The sequence below is a fragment of the Mucilaginibacter ximonensis genome (assembly GCF_042686265.1).
Lineage (GTDB): Bacteria > Bacteroidota > Bacteroidia > Sphingobacteriales > Sphingobacteriaceae > Mucilaginibacter > Mucilaginibacter ximonensis.
Genome location: NZ_JBHUPD010000001.1, coordinates 917,941 through 931,901, shown reverse-complemented (window position 1 = coordinate 931,901; position 13,961 = coordinate 917,941). Strand labels below are relative to the sequence as shown.

Here is a 13,961-nt window from a genome sequence, read left to right as displayed (position 1 = left end):
TTCGAAATGACATTTTGTTTAAGCTATCTGGAGGATTAATCGGCCAGTTCGCGCAAATCCACAGGTACTACGCGTGAGATACCTTGTTCAACCATAGTTACCCCGTAAATCACATCGGTGCTGGCTATGGTTCTTTTATTGTGTGATACGATGATAAACTGCGAGTCCTGCGAAAACTTACGGATAATGTTATTGAATTTATCGATATTGGTATCATCAAGCGGAGCGTCGACCTCATCAAAAATACAGAAAGGTGCGGGCTTTAAAAGGTAAAGCGAAAATAGGATAGCAGTGGCCGTTAACGTCTTTTCACCACCCGATAGCTGATTAATAGACAGCGGGCGTTTACCTTTTGGCTTAGCTACAATATCGATATCTGAATCCAGCGGGCGCTCAGGGTCAAGTAGTATCAAATCACAACTGTCTTCTTCATTAAACAGAGATCGAAATACTTTGATGAAATTCTCGCGAACCTGGGTGAAGGCAAACATGAATTTTTCGCGCGCGGTGTCATCAATCTCCTGGATAGTAGCCATTAATGAGGCTTTTGCTTCGCCGAGATCTTTCTTTTGGTTTTGAATAAATTCATAACGCTCATTCATCTCCTTATATGCTTCGACAGCCATTGGGTTAATGGCCCCAAAGTCGTCCAGTTGATTTTTGAGCTTATCGGTACGCTCGCGTAGTTGCTGCTCGTTTTCAACACCGGCAATCTCTGTTTCAGGCAGGTCGTTGATATCTACATTAAACTCAACCGATAAGCGTTCTTTCAGGGCACTTAATTCAATCCGAAGGTTATTGCGCTGATCTTTCAATTCGTTTTCTATAACTTCAGCCTGATCTTTTTTACGGCGCAGGGCATTGATGGCGTCCTCAGTCTCGGTAATCTTACCGCGAAGTTTGTAGTACTCCTGTTCGGCTTCCTGGGTAGCTCTTTCAAGCTCCTCTTTCTGGCTGTACATTTCCATCAAGCCATCGTCCGAGTTATCAGCTAACTGTAGGTTTTCTTGTATGGCTAGCTTTACTTCTTCCAATTCGCCGGCATTTTTTTTAATGCGGCTTTCCAAGCTGTCCTGCTGGGTAAAGCGGTAGTCCAGGTCTTTATTCAAGCCGGATACTTTATTTTGTTGCTGATGGAAGCGGATATTCTCTTGATTATAGGCATTCGACTGCACAGTAACCATCTCATTAAGCTCATTAAACTCAGCCTGTTTTTCGGCTAGTAATTCTGTCTGTGCTTCTTTTTTCGCTTTTAACTCAATCAATAATGGCTGCAGCGTAGCAATTTCCTCTTTAATACCGGCTATTTTTTTAGCGATATCATCTTTACGGTTAAGGCTGTTCTCAATAAATGTCTCGTATTGTTCCTGACGGGTTTTAACAGTAATGAGCTCTGTGTTCAATCGATTTAACTCGCCTTGTTTCTGAACCAGTTCCTGGGCTTTACCGGCTGCTTTAAGCGATACCGACTGCGTTTGCAGTTCATTTGAACGGGTTTTTAGTTCGAATAATTCTACCTCCAGTTTTTTGATTTCTTTAGCCAGGTTTTCCAAATTTTTGGCACGACCAATACGCTTACCTTCAAACAAACCGACAGAACCGCCGGCCATGGTGTACCGGGTTTTATTGAATTTACCGCTCTGGGCAATCAACACCAAGCCTTCGGTAAGCTGGGTGTTGTTCAAATCACTTTCGTCACTTGCTAGGTAAACGTTTTTTAGCAGATGGTCAACCAGTGGCTGATATTTCTTTTCAACCTCGACAACATTTAATGCCGGGATGCGACCGCCAACCGGTTCTTCTTTAAATGGTAAAGAAACCGAATCGGCGTAGTTACTCAAAATGAAAAACTGAGCCCGGCCGCGCGAAGCATTGCTCAGCAGGTTAACGGCCTTAATAGCTTCGTCGTACGTATCAACCACGTAATGGTTCATTAAGGGCTCCAGGTAATTCTCAATAGCAACGCGATATTGCTCACGGCAAAATAACACGTCGCTAAACAGGGGTGCATTTTTGGCCCACTCACTGTTATTTTTCAGAAAACGGATTGACTCCGGGAAACCTTCCAGATTGTCAACCAAACTTTTGGTCAGGTTGTATTCGTTTTGTTTGGCGTCAAGTTTCCGGCTTTCTGTAATGATGGTTTCCTTTATTTTTTCCGCTTCAGCATCAACAGTTGCAATTTGTTCTTGCAGTTCTTCTTCGCGTTTGAGTTCCTGCTCATACTCGCTTTGCAGGGCTTCGGTACGGCCTTGCAGCTCGGCAACTACTTCATTAAAATGTGAAAGTTCTACCTTTTTGTTGGTAGCATCTTCCATATTACGCTGACTTTCCTGCTCAAGCGCCTGTTCCTGTATTTGCAGTATGTCGATGTCTTTCTCAGCTTTATAAGCCTGATTTTGAAGACTATTGTTAGCCGACACCATTTCGTTCAGCGAGTTACGTGCGCTTGATAGCTGCAGGCGTAACTCGTCAACCGTTAATTTTAAATCGGCAACTTTCGCGCTTATAGTATCCAGATTTTCTTCTTCCTGGGCTTTTTCTTCGTTTAAGCGTTTGATGTTGTACAGGACGTGATTTAATTGGTTGCGGTCGCGATCTAATTCTTCTGTTAAACGCGTCTCTTTATCCTGTTGAAACTTAAGTTGCTCGTTCTTGATCTTTTTCTCACTTTCATAAGCTCGGATCTTGGCAACAAACTCATTGGTAGCTTTTTGTTGTACCGAAAGATTTTTCTCTTTGGTGATGCTATCCAGTTTCTCTTGTTGTAAACCGGCCTCCAGCATATCTATTTGTGATATTATGGCCGATTTATCCTCGCGCTGTTTTAATTCCTGATCTTCGATGGTTGCCAGCGAGGTGCCAAAAGCTGCTATTTTGAACGAGGCTAGTTTAATACTCAGCGTTTTGTATTCTTCTTTCAGGCGATAATATCGTTCGGTTTTCCTGGCCTGGTTCTCGAGCATCTTCAGGTTTTTCTGAATTTCAAACAATAAATCTTCAACGCGCTCCAGGTCGGCTTCTGTTTCTTTTAACTTATTGAAAGTCTGTTTTTTGCGAAGTTTATATTTAGAAATACCTGAGGCTTCTTCAAATAAATTACGCCGGGAGCCTTCTTTGTTTGAAATGATCTCTTCGATCATCCGCAGCTCAATGATAGCGTACGAGTCGGAGCCAACGCCGGTATCCAGAAAAAGGTCGGTAATATCTTTCAGGCGGCACTGCATATCGTTAAGTCGATATTCACTATCACCGCTCCGGTACAACTTACGGGTAAGCGTAACCTGCGAATAATCAGTAGGGAGGATGTTCTTGGTGTTATCGAATGTTAGTGATACCTCAGCCAGATTCGCCGGCTTCCGCGATTTTGAACCGTTAAAAATAACATTATCCATTTTCTCTGAGCGCAGCATACGCGTGCTTTGCTCACCCAATACCCAGCGTATCGAGTCTACAACGTTCGACTTACCGCAACCATTGGGCCCCACAATAGCGGTAACACCTTCATTAAAGTTGATGGTTATTTTATCGCCAAAGCTTTTGAAGCCCTTGATTTCTAACTTGGTAAGCTGCATTTAAACGTTGTGTCGTCCAGAAAATTTGAGGGTTTAAAATACTTCAAAATTTTGATTTTAACAAGGAGCTTTAGGCTAAAAGGCTAAAGCCTGGTGGTTTTTTTTATGCCAGAAAAACAAAAAAGACGCTTTCAGCTTTTACCTTTAATCTTTGACCCTAAAAATATGAAAATAGCAGTATTTGCCGCAAGCGGACGCATAGGTAGCCGCATTGTTAATGAAGCATTAAGCCGGGGACACGACGTTACGGCTATTGTCCGCCATCCTGAAAATTATACGTTGATGCATGACCACCTGAAAGTTGCCAAAGGCGATTTGTTTGACGCGCAAGACGTTGAGACCGGCGCCTTTGACCAGGACGCCGTGGTAAGCGCTTATAGCAATACCCATGGCGCACCAGCGTCAACCATCGCCGAATTACCCATTCCATTAATAAAGGGGCTAAAACAAGCGCATGTTAAACGCCTGATTGTTGTAGGAGGGGCGGGGAGCCTGGAAGTTGCACCCGGGCAGCAATTGGTGGATACACCTAATTTTCCTGTAGAATATAAATCGGTTGCCTCAGCCCATCGGGACGCCTTAAAGCTTTACAAAAACGAAACAGAACTGGAATGGACCTACATAAGCCCTGCGGCCGAAATAGCACCAGGTGAGCGCACCGGTAAATTCAGATTAGGGGGGGCGCAATTATTGAGCGACGAAAATGGAAAAAGCTTTATTTCAATGGAGGATTATGCTGTAGCCGTGGTGGATGAGATTGAAAACCCAACGCATATCAGGGAGCAAATGACGGTGGCGTATTGAATACGTTACAATCCTATTTTGTCTTGTCGACCAACGGGAGAAATCTGTACAACCGTTCATAAGCATGTGTATAGATTTCTCGCCAGGCTCGAAATGACAAACTCTGAACTAAATGTAAATTTCACCCTTTAAATAAGTAACTGCTTTACCGCTCATCAGCACACGCTCACGTTGCAGCTCACACCAGAGCTCGCCTTTGCGGGCAGATACCTGATAAGCATGCAATTTGTCCTTACCCAAAACTTTAGCCCAATAGGGTATTAAATTACAATGTGCCGAACCGGTAACCGGATCTTCAGGAATGCCGGCACCCGGCGCAAAAAAGCGTGATACAAAATCTACATTTTTTCCGGGTGCGGTTACGATCACACCAACGGTATCCATTTTTGACAGCGCGAAGAAATCAGGATTGATCTGTGCAATATCGTTCTCGGTTTCATAAACCACAAAGTAATCCCGCGAGCGGTAAAATGCTTTAGGAGGAATGCCACCCAGCGCTTCAACCAACCCGTTAGGTTCTTCAATGGCAATCGGAGGACGCGACGGGAAATCCAATGTATATTTATCGCCATCCCTGGTCACAATCAAGACACCCGATTTTACAGTTTCAAAATGAATAGTATCGCCGGTAAAACCTAGTTCTGTAAACAAAATATGTGCTGATGCCAAAGTAGCATGGCCGCATAAATCAATTTCATATTCAGGTGTAAACCAGCGAAGTGCATAACCGCCTTTGGTTTTTACAAAAAATGCGGTTTCAGCAAGGTTGTTTTCGGCCGCTATTTTTTGCATCAGCTCATCAGGTAACCACTCGTTCAACGGACAAATAGCTGCCGGGTTGCCGCCAAAAAGCTGGTCGGTAAAAGCATCGGCCTGGTAAATAGGGATAGTCATGATTTGTTAGCGTTATATAGTGCTAATGTAATGGTAAGTTACCAGATCGTCAACGTTATGGATGGGTTTTGTGACACCGTCGTGTAAAAGAATAATGCGGTCGCTTATATCAAGTACATTGCGATATTGATGATCTGTTATAATAATGCCTTTAGTTTTGGCCACCTCGCGAATTAGGGGTTTGAAGTAATCCGTCTGTACCGGTGTGACATGTGTAAATGGCTCGTCCAGTAAAATAAAATCTGCTTTGCCGTAAATGATCATCAGCATTTCCAATTGACGCAGCTCGCCGCCTGAGAGTTGTTCAGGCTTTTTATGCTGATGTTTTTGGTAAATATCCAAAGTGGTGAATTGGTTCCAATATTGTTGGTCTACCAGGTTTATAGCCAGCTTATTGATCTTTAAGCCTCGTGGCAGGTAACTGAACTGGGGTAAATAAGCTATACGATTTTTCTTGTAGCCATGCTGAGTGAATACGCCGTCGATACTTACATATTTGTGGAGCGGCATTAGTGTGCCAAAAATTACTTTTAACAGGGTGGATTTACCAGAACCGTTGCGGCCAAGTAAGCCCAAAACTTCGCCCTGTTTGCATTGCAGCCATATGTCGCGCAATATCGGGCGATTATCAAACTCCAGCTGTAGACTGTCGACTTTTAAAACAGATGGTTCCATGTAAGGATAAGTGTTACTAAAATATATAAGAGGATATCAATTGCGAAGGCCGTGCGGATAATAGTCTTGATAGCATATCCCGCATTGCGGAAATAAAAATAGCTTCGACTGGCAGAGTAATGGTATAGCGCTAAAGCGCCGCCGAAACCAACAAGCTTTCCCCATAAAAGAATACCTGCATTAAAGTGTCCGACTGCAAACAGACCGAGAAATATCCCTAAAATGGTAAACGCTATGTTGTATAACAATATCAGTCGGTAAAACTGTATGGCTAAGTTGATCGGCTGTTTCAAGTATATATTGTGATACTTGCTTTAACAGGCAAAACGGGATTTTATTGTAGGAGAGGGTAGAAACAAAAAAGTCCCGCACTTTGCGGGACTTTTCGGTCATCCATGTTAACCTAAGTATGATTTCAGAATTTTGCTTCTGCTGGTATGTCTCAAACGTTGCAGCGCTTTGTCTTTTATCTGACGTACACGCTCGCGGGTTAAGTTAAATTTTTCACCTATTTCTTCTAATGAAAGTGGGTGGTTGGTACCTAAACCAAAGAACAATACAATAATCTCGCGCTCACGCTCTGTTAAAGTAGACAGCGACCGTTTGATCTCTTCTGATAACGATTCGTTGATCAGTATCGAGTCGGTATTTGGTTCAGAGTTTTCTAATACGTCTAACAACGTATTTTCTTCACCCTGAACGAAAGGAGCATCCATTGATACATGACGACCTGAATTGCTTAAGGTGTCAGATATCTTGTCAACAGTAGTTTCAAGCATATCTGCCAGCTCTTCAGGTGAAGGCTCGCGCTCGTACTCTTGCTCTAGTTTTGAAAAAGCTTTGCTGATCTTGCTTAATGAACCTACCTGGTTTAAAGGTAAACGCACAATACGAGATTGCTCAGCAATAGCCTGTAAAATAGACTGACGGATCCACCAAACGGCGTATGAAATGAATTTGAAACCTTTAGTTTCGTCAAAACGTTTTGCAGCTTTGATTAAGCCAAGGTTACCTTCGTTTATTAAATCGCCCAGTGTCAGGCCCTGGTTTTGATATTGTTTAGCAACCGATACAACGAAGCGAAGGTTGGTTTTGGTCAAACGTTCCAAAGCCGCCTGGTCACCTTCTCTGATTTTTTGTGCTAAAATTACTTCTTCTTCGGCAGTGATTAGGTCAACTTTACCAATTTCGTGAAGGTATTTATCAAGTGATTGAGATTCACGATTGGTAATGGATTGTGTAATTTTGAGTTGTCTCATCTATATTATTAAACCTCGATTTCTTAGTTTGAGAATTGAACGTGCAAAGGTACAAAAAAGTTTGCCTATATTTTAGTATAAATAAATGTTTATATATTATTCATTTTCAGCGATTAATTGCACGGTTTTTGCTGTGTTTTCTTATATCTCACTTAGTTTAAAACTTTCCTTTAAACGTATTCCTTTTTCTGTTTGTTGCAGTGTACAGCACTCATAAACCGGGTCGTGTTCAAAGAATAATATATAGTTATTATCTAAAGCTTCCTTTAAATATAGCTCTTTTTCTGTCAAAGTTTGCAATGGAAACATGTCATAGGCCATTACATAGGGCAGAGGTAAATGTCCTACAGAGGGCAACAGATCAGCTACATACAAAACTTGTCTGCCTTTGTAATTTATTAACGGTAGCATCATTGATTCAGTATGCCCACAGGCATAACGTATGTTTATATCATTACCAAATTTTACATTATCATGAGCTTCTAAAAACTTAAGCTGCCCGCTTTCCTGTATCGGTAAAATATTCTCCCTTAAAAACGAAGCTTTTTCGCGCGGATTGGGATTAACGGCCCAGTCCCAGTGCTTTTTATTACTCCAGTAAACAGCATTTTTAAAGGCCAGTACCAGTTTGTCGCCATTTCGAACAATAGCCCCGCCTACGTGATCAAAATGCATGTGCGTCAAAAAAACATCGGTGATATCATTGCGATGAAAGCCATGCGCAGCTAACGATTTGTCTAAAGTATCATCGCCATGCAAATAATAATGACTGAAAAATTTCTCGTCCTGTTTATCGCCAATCCCCGTATCTACCAATATCAACCGGTTACCCTCCTGCATTAATAGTAAACGCATTGCCCAGGTACACAGATTGTTACTGTCGGCCGGATTGGTTTTTTGCCAGATGGTTTTGGGTACAACACCAAACATGGCGCCGCCATCTAACTTAAAAAAGCCGGTATTGATAGAGTAGAGGTTCATAATGGTTAATTCAAAAGTAAAAATTCAAAAGTCAAAACCTAGTAAAGTCAAAAATTAAAAGTAAAAATTCAAAATATCATGAAACAAAAAGGCCGGCTGCTTTAATTAAGCTACCGGCCTTTTGAATTTTTACTTTTGAATTTTGACTTCTTATAAGTGTATGCATTCGCCGTAAGCCTCTGCAGCGGCCTCCATAATGGCTTCGCTCATGGTAGGGTGAGGGTGTACGGTTTTGATGATCTCGTGGCCGGTAGTTTCCAGTTTACGTGCCGATACGATCTCGGCGATCATTTCGGTAACGTTATTGCCAATCATGTGCGCGCCCAGCAATTCGCCATATTTGGCATCAAAGATGAGTTTTACAAAACCATCTTTAGCACCTGCAGCACTAGCCTTGCCTGAGGCCGAGAATGGAAATTTACCCACTTTAATTTCGTAACCTGCATCCTTAGCTGCCTTTTCGGTATAACCTACTGAGGCTATTTCAGGGCTGCAATAGGTACAACCTGGAATATTGTTATAATCCAGAGGTTCTGGTTTTAAGCCAGCTATTTTTTCAACGCAGATAATGCCTTCGGCAGATGCTACGTGAGCCAGGGCCTGGCCTTTTACGATATCGCCGATAGCATAAACACCTTCGATGTTGGTACGATAGAAGTCGTCAACCACAACTTTACCACGGTCTGTTTTTACACCGTTTTCTTCTAAGCCGATACCTTCGATATTGGTAGAGATACCTACAGCTGATAACACTATTTCAGCTTCCAGGATTTCTGTACCCGTGGCTGTTTTAACGGTTACTTTGCAACCGTCGCCGCTGGTATCAACCGACTCAACATTTGAGCCGGTCATGATATTAATACCTTGCTTTTTAAGTATGCGGCCTAAAGTTTTTGATACCTCCTCGTCTTCCAACGGAACAATGTTATCCAAGTATTCAACCACAGTAACTTTTGTACCTATGGCGTTATAGAAGTAGGCAAACTCAATACCGATAGCGCCAGAACCTACCACAATCATTGAAGCTGGTTTTTTAGGCAATATCATGGCCTGGCGGTAGCCAATAACTTTTTTGAAATCTTGTTTCAGGTTAGGTAACTCACGAGAGCGGCCACCTGTAGCTAAAATGATGTGTTTAGCTTTATATTCCTTTATGCCGTCGTTGGTTTTTACTTCAACTACGCCTTTGCTTTTTAATTTACCGGTGCCGGTTATAACGTCGATCTTATTTTTCTTCATTAAAAACTGAACACCTTTGCTCATGCCGTCAGCAACTCCGCGGCTTCTCTTAATAACGGCTTCAAAATCTACGTCGCCACCATTAACATTAATGCCATATTCAGCAGAATGATTAAGATATTCAAAAACCTGCGCGCTTTTTAACAAGGCTTTGGTAGGGATACAACCCCAGTTAAGGCAAATGCCGCCTAAAGATTCTTTTTCAACTACCGCGGTTTTTAAACCCAATTGGGAAGCGCGGATTGCAGCAACATAGCCGCCCGGGCCCGACCCTATAACAATTACATCGTAGTCCATATTTGTAGTTTATTCGTATTTTAAGTATTTGCGAGCCAAAGCTAAGTAAAACACCTGAAAGCAGAAAACCACATCTGTTTATTTACATCATTTAAGTGCCATATAATGGCTACAAAATCTATAAATACTATAGATTAACTTAAAAGTAAAACTGTTTGATTTTATGTAATTTTCGCATGAATAGTATCAAATAATTTACATTTCGATTAATTAATTGAATAATGTTGATAAAAACATTAAATCTTTTGGTAATTGTTAACATAAATTTAACACGTGGAAAGAAGATACCCCTTATCTTTGTTCCTGCAATTTTTTAGTTTAAACAAATTCAAAAACAAAAAACATCGTATGAGGAAGCTTTTACTTATTCTTTTCATCGGCTTGTTTACTTCCGCTGCTGCCCTGGCACAGGACGGCATGGTAGTAACCGGCAAATTACTTGACGCCCAAACAAAAGAGCCGCTTATTGGCGCAACAGTGGGTGTTAAAGGTACAACTAACGGTACAGCAGTTTCATTGACCGGTGGCTTTAAAATTAAAGCTGAAAATGGCGCTACCTTAGTGTTTACTTATATTGGTTATGTAACCAAAGAAATTACTGTAACCGGTAATGACATGGGAGAAGTTTTATTAGATCCATCTTCATCATCAGTAAAAGAGGTTGTGGTTTCTGCTAACACTTCAAAAGCAATTGACAGAAAAACGCCTATTGCTGTTTCATCTGTAGGCCCTGTATATATTGAGGAAAAAGGCGCCGGTGCAGAGTTTCCTGAGCTATTAAAATCAGCTCCGGGTGTAATGACTTCAAAAGGCGGCGGAGGTTATGGCGACTCACGTATTAACATTCGTGGATTTAGCAGTAACAACGTTGCGCTTTTAATTAACGGCTTACCAGTTAACGACGTCGAAGCAGGTAAAATTTACTGGAATGACTGGGCTGGTTTGAGCGACGTTACTACTAATATGCAGGTTCAACGTGGTATTGGTGCTTCTACTGTTGCCGTGCCTTCACTGGGCGGAACTATTAACATCACCACAAAGAGTACAGAAACTCAAGAAGGCGGGACTATTTCGCAAACTTTGGGTACTTATGGTCAAAGTAAAACGCTGATATCTTACTCAACTGGTTTAACTGACAAAGGCTGGGCTACCTCTTTCTTACTTTCAAAAAGTAAGGGCGATGGTTATGCACCTGGTTTATATTACACGGGCTACAGCTACTTTGCCAATATTTCAAAAGTATTGAGCCCATCACAGACTTTGTCATTTAACTTCATGGGTGCTACCCAAATCCATGGTCAGCGTTATACCTTCAACACTATTAATACTTACCGTGCTAATACATTAGGCATTCGTTACAATTCTGATTACGGTTATTTAAATGGCCAATTGTTGAGCGCTGAGCAGAATTATTATAACAAGCCATTAGCCTCTTTAAACCATAACTGGAAAATCGATGAAACTTCATCTTTATCAACTGTTGTTTATGGCTCATGGGGCACTGGGGCTGCCCGTTATCTGGCAGGCACTCCGTCACCAGGTTTAACGCCAGGAACTTCGAACGCTCCGGTTCCGAGAACCGGCGATATTTATTCTCCGATAGATTTCAATGCTATTGTTCAACAAAACGTTGCAAATCCGGATGGCAGCTCAACAAGGTACTTCCAGAATACAGCTAACAATCACCAACAATACGGCTTATTGAGTACATACAAAAAGACAATAGGTGACGTGGATTTGTTGGCTGGTATAGATGGAAGATATTACCAGGGTGAGCATTATTACCAGGTTCAGGATTTATTGGGTGGACACTATATTGTTGATACCAGAAGTAACAGTTTAACATCTCCAACAGGTGATATTAACAATCCTAACAGACTAGTTCAAGTTGGTGATAAATTTAATAACGATTATACTTATAGAGTTGCTTCGGAAGGTGTTTACTTACAAGCAGAGTATAACAAAAATGACCTTTCTGCATTTGCCAGTTTAGCAGGTACTAACACCAGCAATCAGAGGACTGATTATTTTAACTATTTAACTACAGATCCTAATCGTACTAGCAAATGGGTTAATTTCTTAGGTTACCAGGCTAAAGGTGGTGCAAACTATAACTTGGATGCACATAATAATGTGTTTGCAAATATTGGTTACATTCAAAGAGCACCACTTGTTGCTAACGTATTCTTGAATAAAAAGAACGACCTTAACCCAGATGCTAAACCTGAGAAATTATTATCTTATGAATTAGGTTACGGTTTCAGAAGTTCGATGTTTAGTGCAAATGTTAACTTGTACCGTGCTTCTTACAAAGACAGAGCTAAAACTACTGTTTTGCAAGATAACAACGACAACACACTTTACACAGTTAATATCACTGGTATAAACGAGTTACACCAAGGCGCTGAGTTTGATTTTAAATTCCGCCCTATTAATACGGTAACGTTAAGCGGCGCATTATCTGTAGCTGATTTCCATTACACCAGCAATACCGGTGCTTATCAGGTAACAAGCGACAAAGGCAATACACTTACCCAATCGGGTTTATTATTGAAAAACTTGAAAATTGGTGAATTTGGCACAGCAAACACCAGCGCTCAAACTACCGGTGCTTTAGGTCTTGACGTACAGGTATTGCCTCGAGTTAAAATTGGTGCCAATTGGAACTACTATGCCCGTTATTATGCATCATTTGATCCAACCAAGCTAACCACGGCTCAGCAAAACACAGCGGGTCAGGCGTATACCAATTACCAATTGCCTAACTTCTCTACGGCTGATTTGAACTTTGTTTACCGTTTCAAATTTGCTGGATTAGATGCATCTTTTATAGCTAACGTTTACAATGTATTCAATACTGAATATATAGCAGACGCTTTTGAAACTTCTATTCCGGGAAGCGCTGATGCGTACACTTTTGCTAAAAGAACTAACGCTTTAGGTGTTTGGTATGGCTCTCCTAGAACTTACGTAACAACGTTAAAAATTAAATTCTAATTTTTTAAGATCATAATCATAATAAGATGAAAAAAATTCATTATTTACTAGCGGCAGCTGCAATGGTACTTGTAAGCGCTTGTAACCCGTTAGATAAGACCTATAAACAGATAGGGGATTTGCCAGCCCCTACAGCATCAGCGGTAACTGCAAGTATTACTTTAACAGCAGCAGATTACGCATTGGCCCCAAAAGGTTCATATGCTGTAAAAGGTTTAAGCTTTAAATCAATAGATTCTGCGAAATTGCAGATACCTACAATTTTGGCCGCTAAATATCCAACTTATGGTAATGGGTCAAGCATTTTAGTGACCTATGCTAATGCACCTACTACTATAAAACTTGCAGATAGCGTATACAGTAATGTAGCTTACACAGTTGTTAACCCAACTGATTACGTAGCTGCATCTTCTGTTACGGGTACTACATTTAAAGATTATAACGACGCACAAGTGTTGCTTTTCTTGCAATACAAATATCCAAATCCAGTTGCTAATCAGCTATCTGTGTTAACTTATCAATATTTCCAATCAGGTGTTACTCCTTCATCGGGCGTTACTACTACCGATTCATTTATTTATTTAAATGGCGTTTGGACAAAAATTTACACGGTATCTGCTGCTCAATATGCGTCTGTAGGTCACTCAACTTACAATCAATTTGTGGTAGGCGATGCACCAGCAACAATTGTCGGTTATATCAACATCTTTCTGAAAAATGATCCTAAAATAGCTCCTACAGCTAAATATGGTGATGTGCAATATGTTAGTTATAACTATTACACCAGTTCTACCAAAGTTACTTCTCAAAGAGTACAAGCTGTAACTTTTGATGGTACTAACTGGGTTACTACTGCCTTGCCAACCACGCCGTTGTCTTTTGTTAAAACCAATGGTGTTTGGGTTGCCGACAATACAGTAACCTTAAAATTAGCTACGGCCGATTACAAATTCATCGCTGCTATACCTGGTGTTGCAAGCGATGCTGCTATGGCTAACTTAAATTCATTTGGTAACTTCAATATACAAGGTGGCACCACCAGCTGGACTGATGCTCAAATCAATAACGGCATTATCGCTTTGTTGAAATCAAAATATCCGGCAGCCGCTGTAAATCAAAAATTTGTGGTTACATATGCCGCATATAATGGCTCAAACATAACCGTTACAAAAACTTTTGTCTATGACGGTACCACTTTTAAAGTGCAATAATCATAGTTGTTCATAAAACAGTAAAAAGC

The 13,961-nt window shown here is 41.0% G+C and carries 10 protein-coding genes; 3 read left to right on the top strand and 7 right to left on the bottom strand.

The window, feature by feature from the left end:
* Positions 1–35: 35 nt before the first annotated feature.
* Positions 36–3,575: a chromosome segregation protein SMC gene (gene smc / locus ACFS5N_RS04215; protein WP_377182565.1), complete on the bottom strand. Its 3,540-nt coding sequence runs from the start codon at positions 3,573–3,575 to the stop codon at positions 36–38.
* A gap of 165 nt (positions 3,576–3,740) precedes the next feature.
* Here smc and ACFS5N_RS04210 point away from each other — a divergent pair, with 165 nt between their 5' ends.
* A complete protein-coding gene (locus tag ACFS5N_RS04210) occupies positions 3,741–4,379 on the top strand; it encodes an NAD(P)-dependent oxidoreductase (RefSeq protein WP_377182563.1) in 639 nt (212 codons plus the stop codon).
* 108 nt (positions 4,380–4,487) lie between these two features.
* Here the strand turns inward: ACFS5N_RS04210 and ACFS5N_RS04205 are convergent, their stop codons facing one another.
* The 6 genes from ACFS5N_RS04205 to lpdA form a co-directional block, all read right to left on the bottom strand.
* Positions 4,488–5,273: a PhzF family phenazine biosynthesis protein gene (locus tag ACFS5N_RS04205; RefSeq protein ID WP_377182561.1), complete on the bottom strand. Its 786-nt coding sequence runs from the start codon at positions 5,271–5,273 to the stop codon at positions 4,488–4,490.
* Positions 5,274–5,285: 12 nt separating this feature from the next.
* A complete protein-coding gene (locus ACFS5N_RS04200; RefSeq protein WP_377182559.1) occupies positions 5,286–5,948 on the bottom strand; it encodes an ATP-binding cassette domain-containing protein in 663 nt (220 codons plus the stop codon).
* The gene (locus ACFS5N_RS04195) at positions 5,930–6,241 is read right to left on the bottom strand and encodes a hypothetical protein (RefSeq protein ID WP_377182557.1); all 312 of its coding nucleotides are present in this window, start codon (positions 6,239–6,241) and stop codon (positions 5,930–5,932) included. The genes ACFS5N_RS04200 and ACFS5N_RS04195 overlap by 19 nt, the downstream gene beginning before the upstream one ends.
* A gap of 105 nt (positions 6,242–6,346) precedes the next feature.
* Positions 6,347–7,207 carry a sigma-70 family RNA polymerase sigma factor gene (locus ACFS5N_RS04190; RefSeq protein ID WP_144250350.1) on the bottom strand — a complete coding sequence of 287 codons (861 nt, stop codon included), beginning with the start codon at positions 7,205–7,207 and terminating at the stop codon, positions 6,347–6,349.
* Positions 7,208–7,348: 141 nt separating this feature from the next.
* Complete coding sequence (locus tag ACFS5N_RS04185; RefSeq protein WP_377182555.1) at positions 7,349–8,188, bottom strand: MBL fold metallo-hydrolase; 840 nt, start codon at positions 8,186–8,188, stop codon at positions 7,349–7,351.
* 150 nt (positions 8,189–8,338) lie between these two features.
* Complete coding sequence (gene lpdA, locus ACFS5N_RS04180) at positions 8,339–9,724, bottom strand: dihydrolipoyl dehydrogenase (protein ID WP_377182553.1); 1,386 nt, start codon at positions 9,722–9,724, stop codon at positions 8,339–8,341.
* Positions 9,725–10,072: 348 nt separating this feature from the next.
* Here lpdA and ACFS5N_RS04175 point away from each other — a divergent pair, with 348 nt between their 5' ends.
* On the top strand, positions 10,073–12,721 hold the full coding sequence (locus ACFS5N_RS04175) for a TonB-dependent receptor (protein ID WP_377182551.1): 2,649 nt from the start codon (positions 10,073–10,075) through the stop codon (positions 12,719–12,721).
* A gap of 26 nt (positions 12,722–12,747) precedes the next feature.
* Positions 12,748–13,932, top strand: coding sequence for a hypothetical protein (locus ACFS5N_RS04170; protein ID WP_377182549.1), 1,185 nt, complete (start codon positions 12,748–12,750; stop codon positions 13,930–13,932).
* Positions 13,933–13,961 lie beyond the last annotated feature (29 nt).